The organism is Variovorax sp. FG153 (assembly GCF_057809595.1).
On record NZ_JBMDKG010000075.1, the window covers coordinates 1 to 14,654 of the forward strand.

A 14,654-nucleotide genomic window follows, 5' to 3' on the forward strand; every position below is an offset into this window, starting at 1 on the left:
GCCCGCAGATCCGGCTCGCGCCGGCGCACGGCGAGGTGCGCTACGCGCTCTCCAACTCCTTCGGCTTCGGCGGCAACAACTGCGCACTGGTGTTCGGTAAGGCGGCGCAGGCATGAGCACCGCCCCAGGCCGCCCCAAGCAAGCTCGGACCGCGGTGCGAAGCACGAAGGTACTTCCATGAGCACCACGCCGACGATCTACATCGAGGGCTTGGCCTTCTGGAGCCTCACCCGCTCGGCTGGGAGGCCGCGAGCGGCCTACCGCGGCGAGGGCGTGCTCGCCAGTCCGCCGACGCTGGTGCTCGAGGGGGAGACCACGGCGATCCACGGCTCTGGCTACTAAGCAGACGCTTGCACCTCGGCAATTCATGACATACGCCAGCTAAACTGTATTTAGCCAATTTGGGAATGTTCATGCTCAATGTCACCTCGGCCGAAGCACAAAATCGCTTCGGGCAACTGCTGGGCTCTGCTCAACGCGAGCCCGTCGCCATCACCCAACGCGGCCGTCCCGCGGCTTACATCATTTCTCCTCAAGAGATAAATGAATTGCAGGAAGCTCCCCGTGCACGCGGCGAGGAACGGATCCAGCAACAGCGCCATTGGGCCGATGCATGCGCTGACGGCTGGAACGCCGTACAGGCCCAGTGGGGCTCTTTCGCAGACGAACACTCGCCCCTCTGAGGCATGGCGCAGTTCGATCTGCATCGAAACAGCGGCGAACAACAGCGCGCCATCCCCTATGTCTTGGGAAACTACAGATAGGTGTCCACAAGGCCCACCTAGAGCGTTCGCGTGACTCTCAGGGCACCTCGATCAATCGACCGGAGGCCGCGCCCTGCGTCTAGCGCACACCGAACAGACGTGGCGCTCGCAATCAGCGCGAAGCATGGGTACGCCGATCCTGGCGTTCGACACCGTCGGCAAGGACTTGTTCCCGTGACCTAGCGCTGCGCAGCTTGTAGGAAGTCTTCGTCGGAAAGAGTCTCAAACAGCGATCGAGCCGCCATCCACGAAGAGTTCAATGCCGGCAATGTAGCTGCTCTCATTTGATGCAAGGAACAGCACGGCGCGCGCGATCTCGTCTGGCTGACCCAGGCGACCGAGAGGCACGACCTGCTTCAGCATGTCTTCGACGCCCGGTCGCGAATCAAGGTAGCTACGCATCAGGCTGGTCTCAGTGCCGCCCGGCGATACCACGTTGACGCGGATTCCGCGCTCCTTCAGGTCGGCCGTCCAGGTTCGCGCGAACGAACGCACTGCCGCCTTGCTCGCGTTGTAGAGCGTTTGGTCGGGAAAGCCTTTACTGCCGGCGACCGAGCCGTTCAGGATGACTGCGGCGCCAGCGGTCATCAGTGGCAATGCCTTCTGCACGGTAAAAAGCACGCCGCGTACATTCAAGTCGAATAGGCGGTCAAAGCCGGCTTCGTCAATCGTGCCCAGCGGGCGCGGCTCGCCCTCGGCGATGCCAGCGTTGGCAAACACAACATCCAGCTTGCCGCTCTCGCGCTGAATGCGCTCGTAGAGGCGATCGAGGTCGGTGAGGTTCGCGGCATCTCCCTGTACGCCGATAGCACCGTTGCCAATTTCCCGGACGGCGTCGTTGAGTCGCTCCTGTCTGCGTCCGGTGACGTAGACCCGCGCGCCCTCTGCGGCGAAGAGCTTGGCAGTTGCCAGTCCAATGCCTTCGCTGCCACCGGTAATCGCTACAACTTTGTCTACAAATCGCTTGCCCATGCGTACCTCATCTCTAAAGTGGAGTGTTCCTCCACTTATTATATGGAGGAACCATCCACTTTTGAAGCGGAGCTATCATCCACTTGTAACCAAGACCGGATATGAAAGAAAGTCCTGCCACCGATGAGGCGCCACTACGCGCCGATGCAGCGCGCAATCGGGAGCGTATCCTTGCAGCTGCCGAAGAGGTGTTTCTCGAGCGTGGTGCTGATGCCTCGCTCGACGATGTTGCCAAGCGTGCGAAGGTGGGGATCGGGACGCTTTATCGCCGCTTCCCGACGCGCGAGGCCCTGCTTGCCGCACTAAGCGATGAGCGCCTGTTGTCGCTCGCAGCGGCGAGTCGAGCCGCAGACCCTGCGCCCGAACCCACAGCCTCCATACGCGCTTTCGTTCGAGCGCTCGTGATGCATGCCAGCCACTATCACGGACTAGCTGCATCGCTGGGCGCGGTACTTAAAAGCGGCACTCCCGGCTGCAAAGCGGGGAGCGATGAGGGTCTGCGGCTGCTCCAGCGTGCGCAAGAAGCGGGAGCGATTCGCGAGGATCTGTCCCTGGACGATCTGTTGTGCATGGTCACGGCGATCTCTCTTGCTGTCGAGCAGTCCCACAGCGGAAAAGCGCGTATCGCGCACTTGGTAGATCTGTTCTTTGACGGAATTGGGTTGCACCGAGCTGACGATCAACTGCTCCCCGAAAAAGTCGCGAACTAACCGATCCAGTCCTGGACGTGCTCAAAATGGTGAGCACAACCAAATCTTCACGCTGGCGGTAATTCCGGGCGGGCGTTGATTTCGATCGAGTTGGTCGAGTGGCGCTCTAGAAACAATCCCATTGAATCTCGACGGCGCATCATTGCGCCAGCAACTTCTTTTGCCGCGGCTCTTGTATCAGCCAGTCAGCTTCCTTGAATCAACATCCATCGCATGTTCACTTCCTCGTCGTGCAAGGTATGTAGCGGATAAATCTCGAGCCTGCATCCGAGCGCGCGTCTGAGGTGCCCCGTCGGCGCCGAACTCCGCACAGCAACCAGACCATCGCACCAATCGCATCAGCGGAAACGAAGTTGCCCGAGGTCGACCCCAGCCGAGGACATTCCGCGTGAAGGCTTGGCTCAAAGGTTCGAGAGCGATGCCGAGGCATTTTGAGGTGCCGCAGACGGTGAGTACTGCAAGCATGTCTGACGCCCGTAACTCCCGCAGGACCGAACCCTCGACAAAAGACGTGGTGACGTCTGGCCACTCCTTTTCATCGCAAAAGGTACATCATTACATCGACGAAAGTCGCCCTGCGCGGCGCATACAAGAAAAACTACGTGCGGATGCTCGTCCTCAAGCGCAGCTGTTCTGCCGCCCGGTGGAAGCTCCCTTGCTCCTGCACTGCGACAAATGCCCTCAGTACGAAATACTCGGCTTCTCGCATGGCGGGTCCCGCTGATGTGCGGCTGAGCATATCTGAGCGGAGATGAACCACGATCCTTGTGCCCCTTGAAGCCGCTGCCAAGGATATCGTGTCGTAGTTCCCTGGCCCAAGCTGCCCGAAGTACTTGCAGGCCTTACAGCAAGGCTTACAGAGAAGGCATCCAGGGCAACGGCGCCAAAGCCGCGGGATCGATGCCGCACGTCGATCACCGCCGCAAGCCCGCTGCACGACGCCTCGTCCAGCGCGTCCGGCGGATCGCGGTGGCGGTCGACTGGCAGACCCAGGCATCCGAAGTTGCGGGCGATCTCCGCAAAGTCCCGCTGGATGAATTTGGTAGCAGTCCTGCATCCGCTCGCCATCGATCTGCGCCTTGCGCAAGCTCGTGAGTCCTTGCGCGAGGCAACCGTTGTTGTTGCCGACCATGATCGTGTTCAAGGCGCGCGATTTGCTCCTCGAATCGGGGGACGATGCCGAAGGCCTTGGGGTCGAGCGCCCCCTCGAGAGAGCTCTCGGCAAGCCGGCCGACGTCGACCGCGCAGATGGCTGGTGGGCTTCGGCCGGTTCCTGGAGAGCAGGCCGGCAGCTTTCTTCAAAGAGCGCTAGATGACGTCACGCGATGTGGCAAATGGGATTGCCACAGGCTCGCTGGAAGGACGTTCGCCACGCTCAATCGAGCAGTTCTTCCAACAGCCTGGCGCCATCGGTCCCACGCTTGCAACGGCTCCATAGCCGATCGAACAGCTGCACGTGCAGGTCGACAGCCTCCTTCGCGGAAGTGATCATCGCCACGCCCACGTCCAGGTTCGGCAATTCGCCGATCCGAAAGGGACTCGTGCCGAGAACCACCGCATCGGATTGGTAGAACAGCTGGAATGCCACGTTCGGCACCACGTTTTCAACCAGGCCGATCTGGATGCCCAGCGGTTCCGTGCGCATCAGCCTGGCCAGGTGTTCCACCTGGCGCTGAGCTGCCTGCCTGCGCTTCGCGACCGTGGCAGCCGGCAGTCCAAGGCGCCCGACCAAACCTAGGGTCAGCAGTCGCCGCAGCTCCTCGAGCGAATAGAGACAGGTGATCGACGGCGAGTGCTCGCGGGCCTGGATCCGACGCTGCCCGAGGGTCTCCAGCAGCGCGGTCCCGCGGTCGCTTCGGGCACCAGCGCGCACGCGGCTGACGGGCGCTTCCGCCTCCTCGATCATGAGTGCAAGGTACTCGTCGTACTCCTCGGTGGTCAACAGGTATGACAGCGGACTGAAGAGCGCGACGATGTGACTCGCATTCTTCTCGAGCTGCTGCATGCGTGCCTGGTAGCTCGCGGCGTTCGCGTGGTACTCGGCCCCCGCCCCGAGCAGCGAGGCCAGACTGGTACCGAGGATGGAGGCGATGTTCTGGATCACGTCGATCTTGACGATCTCCCCTTGCTCGATGCGATAGAGCGCGGCACGCGACACCCCCAGTCGCGCAGCGAGCTCGTCTGCGTTGTAACCAGCACCAAGTCGGTAGGCACGCACCCGCGCGCCGATGTCGGCCAAGTCAAAGGCCATACGGCTGCCTCGTTGTTTCAAAAATTAGACATCTGCTCATTATCGACCGTGTCGCTCCCCAGTGCGCGGCGCCTCTGCATCCAGGGGCGGGAGCCACGGCTGACACGCGACTGCCTAGGGATAGCCCTATGTGAGTCCAAAAGGTTTAGAACCAATAATTGGATATTGTCTCAAAATTTAGTCACTCTTGCAGCGGCATCCCCTCTCATGATCGAACACACGACGCCAGCCTCGCCGCGCTGGCGACAACGCCCACCCGGCTCCAACTGGGGCGACTTCGGCCCCGACGACCAGGCGGGCCGGATGAATCTGCTGACGCCGAGCAAGGTCCTCGAGGGCCTGGCGGAGGTGCGCGATGGGCGCACCTTCTGCCTGAGCCTGCCGCTCGATTTCCCCGGCGGCAACGTGCTCAACGAGAAGCGCCGGCCCCCGATCCTGCGTCCCACGCTGCGCAATGGCCGGCCGAACATGAACTACAAGATGTTCACGGAGCTGCTCAACCTGACCGACGTGCTCTGCGACGACCTGGCCGTGCTTTACCTGCAGTACTCCACGCAGTGGGATTCGCTGGCGCATGTCGGCCAGATGTTCGACGCGAACGGAGACGGGGTGCCGGTGCCTGTCTTTTACAACGGCTACCGTGCGCACATCGACATGATCGGCCCGGAAGACCCCGCGGATGCGGGGCCGCCGGTCGCGGGCGTGACGCACTCCACTTCGCATGCCAAGGCGCTGGGCATCGAGAACATGGCCGAGCGCTGCGTGCAGGGCCGCGCGGTGATGATCGACCTGCGCGCGCACCTGGGCGACGACCGCGTGAACGTCGGATACGACACCCTCATGCGCATCCTGGATGCCGACCGCGTCGAGGTGGAGAGCGGCGACATGGTGTGCCTGCACACCGGTTACGCGCAGCGCCTGCTCGACATGAACCGGCAGCCGGATGCCACGGTTCTGGACCGCAGTTGCGCGGTGCTGGATGGGCGCGACGAGCGCCTGCTGCAATGGATCACGGACTCGGGCCTGTCCGCCCTGATCGCGGACAACTACGCGGTCGAAGCCCAACCCGCGCGCGCCTTCGACGGATGCTGCGCGGCACTGCCGCTGCACGAGCATTGCCTGTTCAAGCTGGGCGTGCACCTGGGCGAGCTGTGGCACCTCACGCCGTTGGCCGAATGGCTGCGCGCGCGCGGGCGCAACCGCTTTCTGCTGACGGCGCCTCCCTTGCGGCTTCCCGGCGCGGTCGGCTCCCCGGCCACACCGGTCGCCACGGTCTGACGGCCCATGAACTACAAGTTCGACTTCAGCAGCGTCGCGGCATTCTGGCCGGACTTCCTGCACGGCGCCTGGCTCACGATCCAGCTCTCGTTCGCGGCCACGCTGCTAGGCTTCGTGCTCGGCTCGCTGTGCGCGATCGGCCGCCGCAGCCAGCTCGCGTGGCTGCGGCGCACCTGCGGCATCTATGTGGAAGTGATCCGCAACACGCCGCTGCTGGTGCAGGTCTTCCTCTTCTACTTCGGCTTCGCGAGCCTCGGGCTGACGATGCATGCCGCGGTAGCATCGCTGCTGGTCCTCGTGATCAACGTCGGCTCCTACACCACTGAGATCATGCGCGCCGGTTTCGAGTCGGTGCATCCAGGCCAGATCGAGGCCGCCGAATGCCTCGGCCTTTCGCGCATCCAGACCTACTGGTACGTGGTGCTCCAGCCGGCCATGGAGCGCGTCTACCCGGCCCTGACCAGCCAGTTCATCCTGCTCATGCTGGCCACCTCGATCATGTCGCAGATCTCGGCCGAGGAACTCACCGCCGTCGCGAACCGCGTGCAGTCGATGACCTTTCGCGCCTTCGAGACCTACCTCGTGGTCGCCTGCTGCTACCTCCTGCTGTCGCTCGCGATGCGTGCCGGGTTCTGGCTCCTGGGCCTCCTCATCTTCCCTCGTCGACGCAGGCTCGGCACCGCGATTTGAGTCGACCCGATGAACAACGAATTCAACACCAACCACCTGCTCTTCCTGCTCCACGGCGCAGCCTGGACGCTCGGCCTGTCGGCCACCGGCTTCGTGGGCGGCGGTCTGCTCGGGTTCCTCGTGGCCCTGGGCCGCATCGCGCCCAGCCGACTGTGCCGCGGACTCGTGGGCATCTACGTGCAACTGATCCAGGGAACGCCGCTGCTGATCCTGATGTTCCTGGCGTACTTCGGCCTCGGCATCATGGGCTTCGACGTTCCACCTCTCGCGGCCGCCGGCCTGGCGATGACGATCTACACCAGCGCCTACCTCGGGGAGATCTGGCGCGGTGCGCTGCAGTCCGTGCCCCGGACGCAGTGGGAAGCCGCCGAGTGCCTGTCCTTCAGTGCCTCGCAGCGCCTGTTCCTGATCATCGTGCCCCAGGCCCTGCGCATCGCCACGCCGCCAACGGTCGGCTTTCTCGTGCAGATCGTGAAGAACACCTCGCTGGCTTCGGTGGTGGGTTTCATCGAGCTCGCGCGGGCCGGCCAGGTCATTAACAACGCCCTGTTCGAACCCTTCCTGGTGTTCTCGATCATGGCGCTCCTGTACTTCGCGCTGTGCTACCCGCTCTCGCTGTGGGCACACGCGCTCGAAACGCGTCTGCGCGTCGGTCGACGCGCCTCTCCTGGAACCTGAGACATGAACGACAACACAGCACTGGTTCGACTGGACCAGGTTCGGAAAAGCTTCGGCACGGCGAGAGTGCTCGATGGCGTGTCCTTCGACGTGCACCGCGGCCAGGTCGTGGCCATCATCGGCCGCAGCGGCTCCGGCAAGAGCACGGCGCTGCGCTGCATCGACCGCCTCGAGACCATCGATGGCGGCGAGATCACCGTGTGCGGCCAGTCGCTGAGCAGCGCCTCGCTGGACCTGCGCCGCCTGCGCCGCGAGGTTGGCATCGTCTTCCAGAGCTACAACCTCTTTCCGCACCTCACGGTGGCCCAGAACGTCTCGCTCGCACTCAGGAAGGTGCGCGGCAAGTCCGCCGCCGAAGCCACCGGCATCACCGATCGCGTGCTGCGCCAGGTCGGCATGCACGACAAGCTGCAGGCCTATCCCGAACAGCTTTCGGGCGGGCAGCAGCAGCGCGTGGCCATCGCCCGGTCCCTGGCGATGGAACCGCAGCTGATGCTCTTCGACGAGGTGACCTCCGCACTGGATCCGCAATTGACGGGCGAGGTGCTGCAGGTCATGGAATCGCTCGCCAGGGGCGGAATGACCATGATCCTCGTGACCCATGAGATGGCATTTGCCGCCAAGGTGGCGGACAAGATCGTCTTCATGCATGCCGGACGGGTGCATGAGATGGGCGGCGCGGACATCCTGGCCGCACCCCGCACACCGGAGCTCGCGCAATTCGTCGGCAACGGACTCTGACCTGCACCGTCCCTCTTTCTTCCCCATCCACATCCACATCAGGAGACATGACCATGATCAAGCCAACCCTCGGGCGCATCGCGCTGGCTTTCTCGCTGCTGGCCGCCGCGGGCGCAGCACAGGCCGACCTGCTCGACAACATCAAGCAGGCCAGGAAGCTGCGCGTCGCCATCGAGCTGGCGCTGCCGCCCTACGGCATGACCAACGACAAGATGCAACCCTACGGCTCCGATGTGGAGACCGCGCAGCTCCTGGCGAAGGACCTCGGCGTCGAACTGGAGATCGTTCCGGCCACCGGTCCCACACGCATCCCGTTCCTGCAGACCAACAAGGCGGACCTCGCGATCGCGACGCTGTCGATCAGTCCCGATCGCCAGAAGGTGATCGACTTCTCCGTGCCGTACTCGGTCGTGCAGATCGTGGTCGCCGCACCCAAGTCGATGAACATCAAGGGCTATGGCGACCTCGTCGGCAAGAAGATCGCCATCACCCGCGGCAACGTGCAGGAGATGGAACTCGTGCAGAAGGCCGTGGGCGCGCAGATCGTGCGCTACGACGATGACGCGACGCTGGTGACCGCTGGCGTGAGCGGGCAGGCGCCGATCGTCTCCACCGCGACCACCCTGCTGCAGGCGATCCAGACCAAGGCGCCCGGCAGGGAACTCGAAACCAAGTTCGTCGTGAAGGAGTTCAACCTGGGCATCGGCATGCGCAAGGAAGAACCAAAGCTCCTGGCGTGGATCAACGACTGGGTCAAGGCCAACCGCGCCAATGGCAAGCTCAACGAAATCTTCAAGAAGTATCACCACAGCGAACTGCCGCCGCTGCCCGCGCAATGAGCGCCGTTCACGAACTGCGCATCTACCACTGCGCCCAGGGCCGCCTCGCGGCACTGCACCGACGCTTCGAGGAAGCCACGCTGCCGCTGTGGCGCCGCCACGGCATCGAGGCGGTAGGTTTCTGGACCACCGAGGTCGGCTCGAGCAACCAGGCGCTGACGTTCATGATCCGCTGGGACAGCCTGGCCGCGCGCGAACGCATCTGGAGCGCGTTCTCCAACGATCCGGAATGGCTGGCCGCGCGGGAGCGCTTCGAGTCCGAAGGGCCCATCGTCGCGCGCATCGAGAACCAGTTGCTCGTTCCCACGCGCTACTCGCCGCTGCAGTGAGGACCAGCGAATGAATGATCGCCATGGCCTCGCGCCGACTGCCTCGTTATCGGCCGCGCCGCGCGTGATACGACTGCATCCCGAAGACAACGTGGTGGTCGCACTCGACCAGCTGCTGTCGGGCACGCTCGTGCGCGGCGAGAACGTGGTCGTCTCCGGACTGGTTCCGCCCGGCCACAAGATGGCAACCCGCGAGATCGCCGTGGGCGAGGTCGTGCGCCGCTATGGCCAGATCATCGGCTTCGCCAGCGTGGCGATCCGCGCGGGCCAGCATGTGCATACGCACAACGTGACGATGGGCGAGTTCAGCCGCGACTACGCGCACGCGGCCGAGACCCGGGCCACCCCGGCCGCCTCGCAGCCAGCCACGTTCCAGGGGATCGTGCGCAAGGACGGGCGCGTCGGCACCCGCAACTACATCGGCATCCTGACGACGGTCAATTGCTCCGCCACCGTTGCGCGGGCCATCGCCGACCGATTTCGCCGCGACACTCATCCGGATGCCCTGGGCGCCTACCCCGACATCGACGGCGTCGTGGCGCTGACCCATGACGCGGGGTGCGCCATCGATGCGAAGGGTGAAGGCCTGCGGATCCTGCAACGCACGCTGGGAGGCTATGCCTGCCACCCCAACTTCGCCGCGGTGGTCGTCGTCGGACTGGGCTGCGAGACCAATCAGATCTCCGGGCTGCTGGCCAGCCAGGGATTGACGCACGACGATCGGGTGCACAGCTACACCATCCAGGACGTGGGCGGGACCACGAACGCCGTCGAGCGCGGCGTGGGTCTGGTGCGCAGCCTCCTGCCGGCGGCCAACGCCGTGCAGCGGCAGAGCGTTCCCGCGAGCCATCTGGTGGTGGGCTTGCAGTGCGGCGGCTCCGACGGTTATTCCGGCATCTCGGCCAATCCGGTGCTGGGTGCCGCCGTGGACCTGCTGGTACGGCACGGCGGCACCGCGATCCTGTCGGAGACGCCGGAGATCTACGGAGCCGAGCACCTGCTCACGCGACGCGCGCGCGCGCCGGACATCGGCCGCAAGCTGGTGGCGCGCATCCAGTGGTGGGAAGAATTCTGCGCCCGCAACGGCGCGGAGATGAACAACAACCCGTCCGCGGGCAACAAGGCCGGCGGGCTCACCACGGTCCTCGAGAAATCGATGGGTGGCATCGCCAAGGGCGGAACGACCTCACTCAACGAGGTCTACGAATATGCGCAGCCGGTCGCCGCCAAAGGGCTGGTCTTCATGGACACCCCGGGCTACGACCCCGTGTCCGCCACCGGGCAGGTCGCCGGCGGAGCGAACCTGATCTGCTTCACCACCGGCCGCGGCTCGGCCTACGGTTGCGCGCCATCGCCGTCGATCAAGCTCGCGACCAACACCGCCCTGTGGGAACGGCAGGCCGACGACATGGACCTGAACTGCGGAACCGTGCTGTCCGGCGAGCGCTCGATCGCCGAGCTCGGCGAGGAGCTGTTTCGCATGATGCTGTCGGTTGCCTCCGGGGAGCGCTCGCGCAGCGAGCAGCACGGCTATGGGCAGAACGAATTCGTGCCCTGGCAGATCAGCGTGGTCACCTAGGCGCCGGCTGCATTCCCTTCTTCAGCCATCTTTCCCGAATTTTCCGAATACCGATCGAATGGAACGGCATGACGCTTGATCCTGTTTCCTCCCCGCCCCTGACACTTGCCGCCTCCGCGGTGCTGCCGGACGACGGCTACGCGGGCACCCTGGTCGGACGCGCCTGGCTGACCGGCGAGGTGCCCGGTCCCGCGGTGGTCGCGATCCGCGCTGACGGGGTCTATGACCTGTCGAGCGCCTTCCCGACGATGTCCACCTTGCTCGATGCCGACGACCCGGCACGGCGGGTGCGCGAGACCGCCGGATCGCGCATGGGAAGCCTCGAGGAACTGCTGTCGAACAGCGTCCACCCTGGATGCGACATGCGCCGCCCCTACCTTCTGGCGCCATGCGACCTGCAGGTCATCAAGGCCGCGGGCGTGACGTTCGCGGCCAGCCTGATCGAGCGCGTGATCGAGGAGCAGGCCGGGGGCGATCCATCGCGCGCGGAAGAGGCCCGCGCGCAGGTGCGCGAGACCGTGGGCGACGACCTGTCGCTCATCAAGCCCGGCTCCGAGGAGGCCATGGCGCTCAAGCGCCTGCTGCAGGAACGTGGCGTGTGGTCGCAATACCTCGAGGTCGGCATCGGCCCGGACGCCGAGGTGTTCACCAAGGCGCCGGTACTGTCCGCCGTCGGCACGGGCCAGGAGATCGGCATCCGCAGCGACTCGGCCTGGAACAACCCGGAGCCTGAAGTCGTGCTGGCGGTCAGCAGCGAGGGGGCGATCGTTGGCGCCACGCTCGGAAACGACGTCAACCTGCGCGACATCGAAGGCCGCAGCGCCCTCCTGCTGGGCAAGGCCAAGGACAACAACGCCTCGTGCGCGATCGGCCCGTTCATCCGGCTCTTCGACGCCTCCTTCGGGCTGGATGCCGTTCGCGGCGAAACGGTGCATCTGACCGTGCGAGGGCCCGAGGGTTTCGAGCTGGCGGGCATCAGCTCGATGTCGCAGATCAGCCGGGATCCGCTGGACCTGGTGGCGCAGACCATGGCGGCTCACCAGTATCCCGATGGCTTCATGCTTTTTCTCGGCACCTTGTTCGCACCCATTCAGGATCGCTCGCAGCCGGGCAGCGGCTTCACCCACCTTGTCGGCGACGTGGTGAGCATTCGCAGCGCGCGACTGGGCGAATTGCGCAATCGCGTCGCTCACAGCGAGGACGCGGCGCCATGGCGGTTCGGCCTGCGCGCCTTCATCGCCAACCTCGCGCGCCGCGGACTGCTCGCCCACGACCTCTGAAGAAACGAAGAAGCATGCAGAACCACGACAACCTGATCGGCGGCGAATGGCGCGCCGGCGCGAGCTACAGCCCCAACGTCAACCCCAGCAACCTCGGCGACGTGCTGGGCCACTACACGCAGGGCGACGCGAGCCATGTCGGGGCGGCCGTGGCCGCCGCCACCGCCGCCTTCCCGGCCTGGGCCACGGGCAGCGTGCAGGCACGCTCCGACGCGCTCGACAAGATCGGCAACGAGATCCTCGCGCGCAAGGAGGAACTCGGCACGCTGCTCGCGCGCGAGGAAGGCAAGACCCGTGCCGAGGGCATCGGCGAGGCCACGCGCGCTGGCCAGATCTTCAAGTTCTTCGCGGGCGAGTGCCTGCGCCTGTCGGGCGAGCTGCTGCCCTCGGTGCGACCCAACATCGGCGTGGAGATCACGCGCGAACCCTTGGGCGTGGTCGGCCTGATCACGCCGTGGAACTTCCCGATCGCCATTCCCGCCTGGAAGATCGCGCCCGCGCTGGCCTTCGGTAATTGCGTGGTGCTCAAGCCCGCCGACCTGGTGCCGGGCTGCGCCTGGGCGCTGGCCGAGATCATCAGCCGCTCCGGCATTCCGGCCGGCGTGTTCAACCTCGTGATGGGCCGCGGCAGCGTGATCGGCGATGCGCTGGTCAGCCACCCGGGCATCCATGCGATCAGCTTCACCGGCTCGGTGGGCGTGGGCCGCAACATCGCGGTGCAGTGCGTGAAGAACGGCAAGAAGGTGCAGCTCGAGATGGGCGGCAAGAACCCGCAGGTGGTGCTCGACGACGCCGACCTCGCGCAGGCGGTGGAGCTGAGCACGCAGAGCGCCTTCTATTCGACCGGCCAGCGCTGCACGGCCTCGAGCCGGCTGATCGTCACCGAAGGCATCTACCCGAAGTTCATCGCGGCGATGAAGGAACGCATGGCCAAGATCAAGGTCGGCGACGCGCTCGCGCAGGGCACCGACGTGGGCCCCGTGTCCTCGAAGTCGCAGCTCGAGCAGGACCTGGAGTACGTCGACATCGGCAAGGCCGAGGGCGCGGTGCTGGCCGCCGGCGGCGAACGGCTGAAGCTCGAGACCGACGGCTACTACATGTCGCCCGCGCTGTTCAGCGAATCGGCCGCGGCCATGCGCATCAACAAGGAAGAGATCTTCGGCCCGGTCGCGAGCGTGATCCGCGTGAAGAACTACGAGGAGGCGCTGGCCACGGCCAACGACACCGAGTTCGGCCTGTCGGCCGGCATCGCGACCACGTCGCTCAAGTACGCCACGCACTTCAAGCGCCACAGCCAGGCCGGCATGGTGATGGTGAACCTGCCGACTGCGGGCGTGGACTACCACGTGCCCTTCGGCGGGCGCAAGGGTTCGAGCTACGGTCCGCGCGAGCAGGGGCGCTATGCGCAGGAGTTCTTCACCACGGTGAAGACGGCCTACACGCTGGCCTGAAGAGCCAGGAAGCCGCGAGTCGAAGTCGCTGTGGCGCGAGTGCGCGAGACCGCCGACCGCGCACCCGAGCGTCGATCTGCTCGCGGGAATGGCCCAGGCATGTCCCTCAGCGCGTCGACCTGAAAAGCACGCCGCTGCGCGGCATATTGTCGACGGCCCGCCCCAGGCCCTCCAATCGGGTCGTGAGCCCCTCGGGTCCTCGCGTCAACGTGAACAGGCGCTCGCCGACCTGATGGCGCCCCAGCGCGTTGCCGGGAGCGAACTTGTAGAACTTGATCGCGAGCGACTGTCCCTCGGGAGTCGCCGTGCAAATGATGCGTCGATGGGTCTGGTAGCCATCGCCGTTGAGCGCGCAACTCGTCGCGCCCGCGGAAGGCCCGAGCACCAGGGTGTGTTCGATGAACGCGGCCACGCCCTCGGAGGGCGCCGAGCCGCCGATGCGGCCGACCGACTCTTCCCAGACGTAGCGGCCGTGCCATGCGGAAGAAGACGCGGTGGACGGAACAGGACGCGCAGCGGCTGCGCCCGCCCCCGAGGGAGCCGACGCGAGAGCCAGCGGAGTCACCGCGAAATCGCTGCCTCCGCGCTGCGCGGGCCACATGCCGATCTGGAACAGCTGGCGCTCGCCGCAGGCGTTCACGCTCCAGCGTTCGAAGTGGCCCCCACGCGAGTTGGCAGACACGGCGGGCTGCACCGGCACATAGCCGCGCGGCATCACCTCCATGCGCACCTCGGACAGCGTTTGGCAACCCTTGACCGTACGAACATGGCCTGCGATGCGGTTGAGGATGTCCGTCGCCAGTCTGGAGCTGGCGAGCGTGCGCCCCGATGAGGCAACCTGGGTCGTCCCTGGAGAGGGTTGGCTGGACGCCGGGGGCTGCTGGGCATGAGCCGCCGCGTTCCAGACAATGAGCGCGCCGGCCCCGACGGTACCGGCAACAAGGCGAGCAAGGTTCATCGTCGACTCCCTCCAATTCGAATGATCTCGTGGCCCGGGATCGGGCTGCCAAAGATTGCAGGCCCTCGGCACGGGCGCGATGTCTGCATCGAGCGCAACGCTCTGTCGGCGATTTGCCTGGAGGGGCCGTGTGC

15 protein-coding genes are annotated in these 14,654 nt (G+C 65.3%); 12 read left to right on the forward strand and 3 right to left on the reverse strand.

Going from position 1 to position 14,654, the window contains the following annotated elements:
• The first annotated feature begins 177 nt into the window (after positions 1-177).
• Together ACODT0_RS40565 and ACODT0_RS40570 are read left to right on the forward strand one after the other, a co-directional pair.
• Positions 178-342, forward strand: coding sequence for a hypothetical protein (locus ACODT0_RS40565; protein WP_203206419.1), 165 nt, complete (start codon positions 178-180; stop codon positions 340-342).
• Between the two features lie 71 nt (positions 343-413).
• Positions 414-683: a type II toxin-antitoxin system Phd/YefM family antitoxin gene (locus ACODT0_RS40570; RefSeq protein ID WP_203206418.1), complete on the forward strand. Its 270-nt coding sequence runs from the start codon at positions 414-416 to the stop codon at positions 681-683.
• Positions 684-986: 303 nt separating this feature from the next.
• Here the strand turns inward: ACODT0_RS40570 and ACODT0_RS40575 are convergent, their stop codons facing one another.
• A complete protein-coding gene (locus ACODT0_RS40575; RefSeq protein WP_261215279.1) occupies positions 987-1,736 on the reverse strand; it encodes a glucose 1-dehydrogenase in 750 nt (249 codons plus the stop codon).
• Positions 1,737-1,837: 101 nt separating this feature from the next.
• Here ACODT0_RS40575 and ACODT0_RS40580 point away from each other — a divergent pair, with 101 nt between their 5' ends.
• Complete coding sequence (locus ACODT0_RS40580; protein WP_203206416.1) at positions 1,838-2,446, forward strand: TetR/AcrR family transcriptional regulator; 609 nt, start codon at positions 1,838-1,840, stop codon at positions 2,444-2,446.
• A 1,375-nt stretch (positions 2,447-3,821) separates the two neighbouring features.
• On the opposite strand, the gene ACODT0_RS40585 is transcribed toward ACODT0_RS40580, so the two are convergent.
• Positions 3,822-4,697, reverse strand: a complete 876-nt coding sequence (locus ACODT0_RS40585; protein ID WP_203206415.1) for a helix-turn-helix domain-containing protein — start codon at positions 4,695-4,697, stop codon at positions 3,822-3,824.
• Between the two features lie 207 nt (positions 4,698-4,904).
• Between ACODT0_RS40585 and ACODT0_RS40590 the strand changes: the two genes are divergently transcribed.
• From ACODT0_RS40590 to ACODT0_RS40630, 9 genes are all read left to right on the forward strand, one after another.
• The gene (locus ACODT0_RS40590) at positions 4,905-5,975 is read left to right on the forward strand and encodes a cyclase family protein (protein WP_261215276.1); all 1,071 of its coding nucleotides are present in this window, start codon (positions 4,905-4,907) and stop codon (positions 5,973-5,975) included.
• Positions 5,976-5,981: 6 nt separating this feature from the next.
• Positions 5,982-6,665, forward strand: coding sequence for an amino acid ABC transporter permease (locus ACODT0_RS40595; protein ID WP_057595192.1), 684 nt, complete (start codon positions 5,982-5,984; stop codon positions 6,663-6,665).
• 9 nt (positions 6,666-6,674) lie between these two features.
• Positions 6,675-7,343, forward strand: coding sequence for an amino acid ABC transporter permease (locus ACODT0_RS40600; RefSeq protein WP_057595190.1), 669 nt, complete (start codon positions 6,675-6,677; stop codon positions 7,341-7,343).
• Between the two features lie 3 nt (positions 7,344-7,346).
• On the forward strand, positions 7,347-8,084 hold the full coding sequence (locus tag ACODT0_RS40605; protein ID WP_057595189.1) for an amino acid ABC transporter ATP-binding protein: 738 nt from the start codon (positions 7,347-7,349) through the stop codon (positions 8,082-8,084).
• Positions 8,085-8,137: 53 nt separating this feature from the next.
• Positions 8,138-8,923, forward strand: coding sequence for a transporter substrate-binding domain-containing protein (locus ACODT0_RS40610; protein WP_057595234.1), 786 nt, complete (start codon positions 8,138-8,140; stop codon positions 8,921-8,923).
• Positions 8,920-9,252, forward strand: a complete 333-nt coding sequence (locus tag ACODT0_RS40615) for an NIPSNAP family protein (RefSeq protein WP_261215273.1) — start codon at positions 8,920-8,922, stop codon at positions 9,250-9,252. The genes ACODT0_RS40610 and ACODT0_RS40615 overlap by 4 nt, the downstream gene beginning before the upstream one ends.
• A 10-nt stretch (positions 9,253-9,262) precedes the next feature.
• Positions 9,263-10,831: a UxaA family hydrolase gene (locus tag ACODT0_RS40620; protein WP_261215271.1), complete on the forward strand. Its 1,569-nt coding sequence runs from the start codon at positions 9,263-9,265 to the stop codon at positions 10,829-10,831.
• A gap of 68 nt (positions 10,832-10,899) precedes the next feature.
• Positions 10,900-12,111: a fumarylacetoacetate hydrolase family protein gene (locus ACODT0_RS40625; protein WP_489043887.1), complete on the forward strand. Its 1,212-nt coding sequence runs from the start codon at positions 10,900-10,902 to the stop codon at positions 12,109-12,111.
• 14 nt (positions 12,112-12,125) lie between these two features.
• Positions 12,126-13,562, forward strand: coding sequence for an aldehyde dehydrogenase family protein (locus ACODT0_RS40630; protein WP_489043888.1), 1,437 nt, complete (start codon positions 12,126-12,128; stop codon positions 13,560-13,562).
• Between the two features lie 106 nt (positions 13,563-13,668).
• Here ACODT0_RS40630 and ACODT0_RS40635 read toward each other — a convergent pair whose 3' ends face one another.
• The gene (locus tag ACODT0_RS40635) at positions 13,669-14,520 is read right to left on the reverse strand and encodes a DUF5991 domain-containing protein (protein WP_296732736.1); all 852 of its coding nucleotides are present in this window, start codon (positions 14,518-14,520) and stop codon (positions 13,669-13,671) included.
• Positions 14,521-14,654: the final 134 nt, after the last annotated feature.

Excerpts from the sequence above, each read along its gene's own strand:
- ACODT0_RS40585 (WP_203206415.1), bottom strand. The coding sequence starts at position 4,697 with ATGGCCTTTGACTTGGCCGACATCGGCGCGCGGGTGCGTGCCTACCGA.
- ACODT0_RS40575 (WP_261215279.1), bottom strand. The coding sequence starts at position 1,736 with ATGGGCAAGCGATTTGTAGACAAAGTTGTAGCGATTACCGGTGGCAGC.
- ACODT0_RS40580 (WP_203206416.1), top strand. The coding sequence starts at position 1,838 with ATGAAAGAAAGTCCTGCCACCGATGAGGCGCCACTACGCGCCGATGCA.
- ACODT0_RS40625 (WP_489043887.1), top strand. The coding sequence starts at position 10,900 with ATGACGCTTGATCCTGTTTCCTCCCCGCCCCTGACACTTGCCGCCTCC.
- ACODT0_RS40630 (WP_489043888.1), top strand. The coding sequence starts at position 12,126 with ATGCAGAACCACGACAACCTGATCGGCGGCGAATGGCGCGCCGGCGCG.
- ACODT0_RS40620 (WP_261215271.1), top strand. The coding sequence starts at position 9,263 with ATGAATGATCGCCATGGCCTCGCGCCGACTGCCTCGTTATCGGCCGCG.
- ACODT0_RS40605 (WP_057595189.1), top strand. The coding sequence starts at position 7,347 with ATGAACGACAACACAGCACTGGTTCGACTGGACCAGGTTCGGAAAAGC.
- ACODT0_RS40610 (WP_057595234.1), top strand. The coding sequence starts at position 8,138 with ATGATCAAGCCAACCCTCGGGCGCATCGCGCTGGCTTTCTCGCTGCTG.
- ACODT0_RS40615 (WP_261215273.1), top strand. The coding sequence starts at position 8,920 with ATGAGCGCCGTTCACGAACTGCGCATCTACCACTGCGCCCAGGGCCGC.
- ACODT0_RS40600 (WP_057595190.1), top strand. The coding sequence starts at position 6,675 with ATGAACAACGAATTCAACACCAACCACCTGCTCTTCCTGCTCCACGGC.
- ACODT0_RS40635 (WP_296732736.1), bottom strand. The coding sequence starts at position 14,520 with ATGAACCTTGCTCGCCTTGTTGCCGGTACCGTCGGGGCCGGCGCGCTC.
- ACODT0_RS40565 (WP_203206419.1), top strand. The coding sequence starts at position 178 with ATGAGCACCACGCCGACGATCTACATCGAGGGCTTGGCCTTCTGGAGC.
- ACODT0_RS40570 (WP_203206418.1), top strand. The coding sequence starts at position 414 with ATGCTCAATGTCACCTCGGCCGAAGCACAAAATCGCTTCGGGCAACTG.
- ACODT0_RS40590 (WP_261215276.1), top strand. The coding sequence starts at position 4,905 with ATGATCGAACACACGACGCCAGCCTCGCCGCGCTGGCGACAACGCCCA.
- ACODT0_RS40595 (WP_057595192.1), top strand. The coding sequence starts at position 5,982 with ATGAACTACAAGTTCGACTTCAGCAGCGTCGCGGCATTCTGGCCGGAC.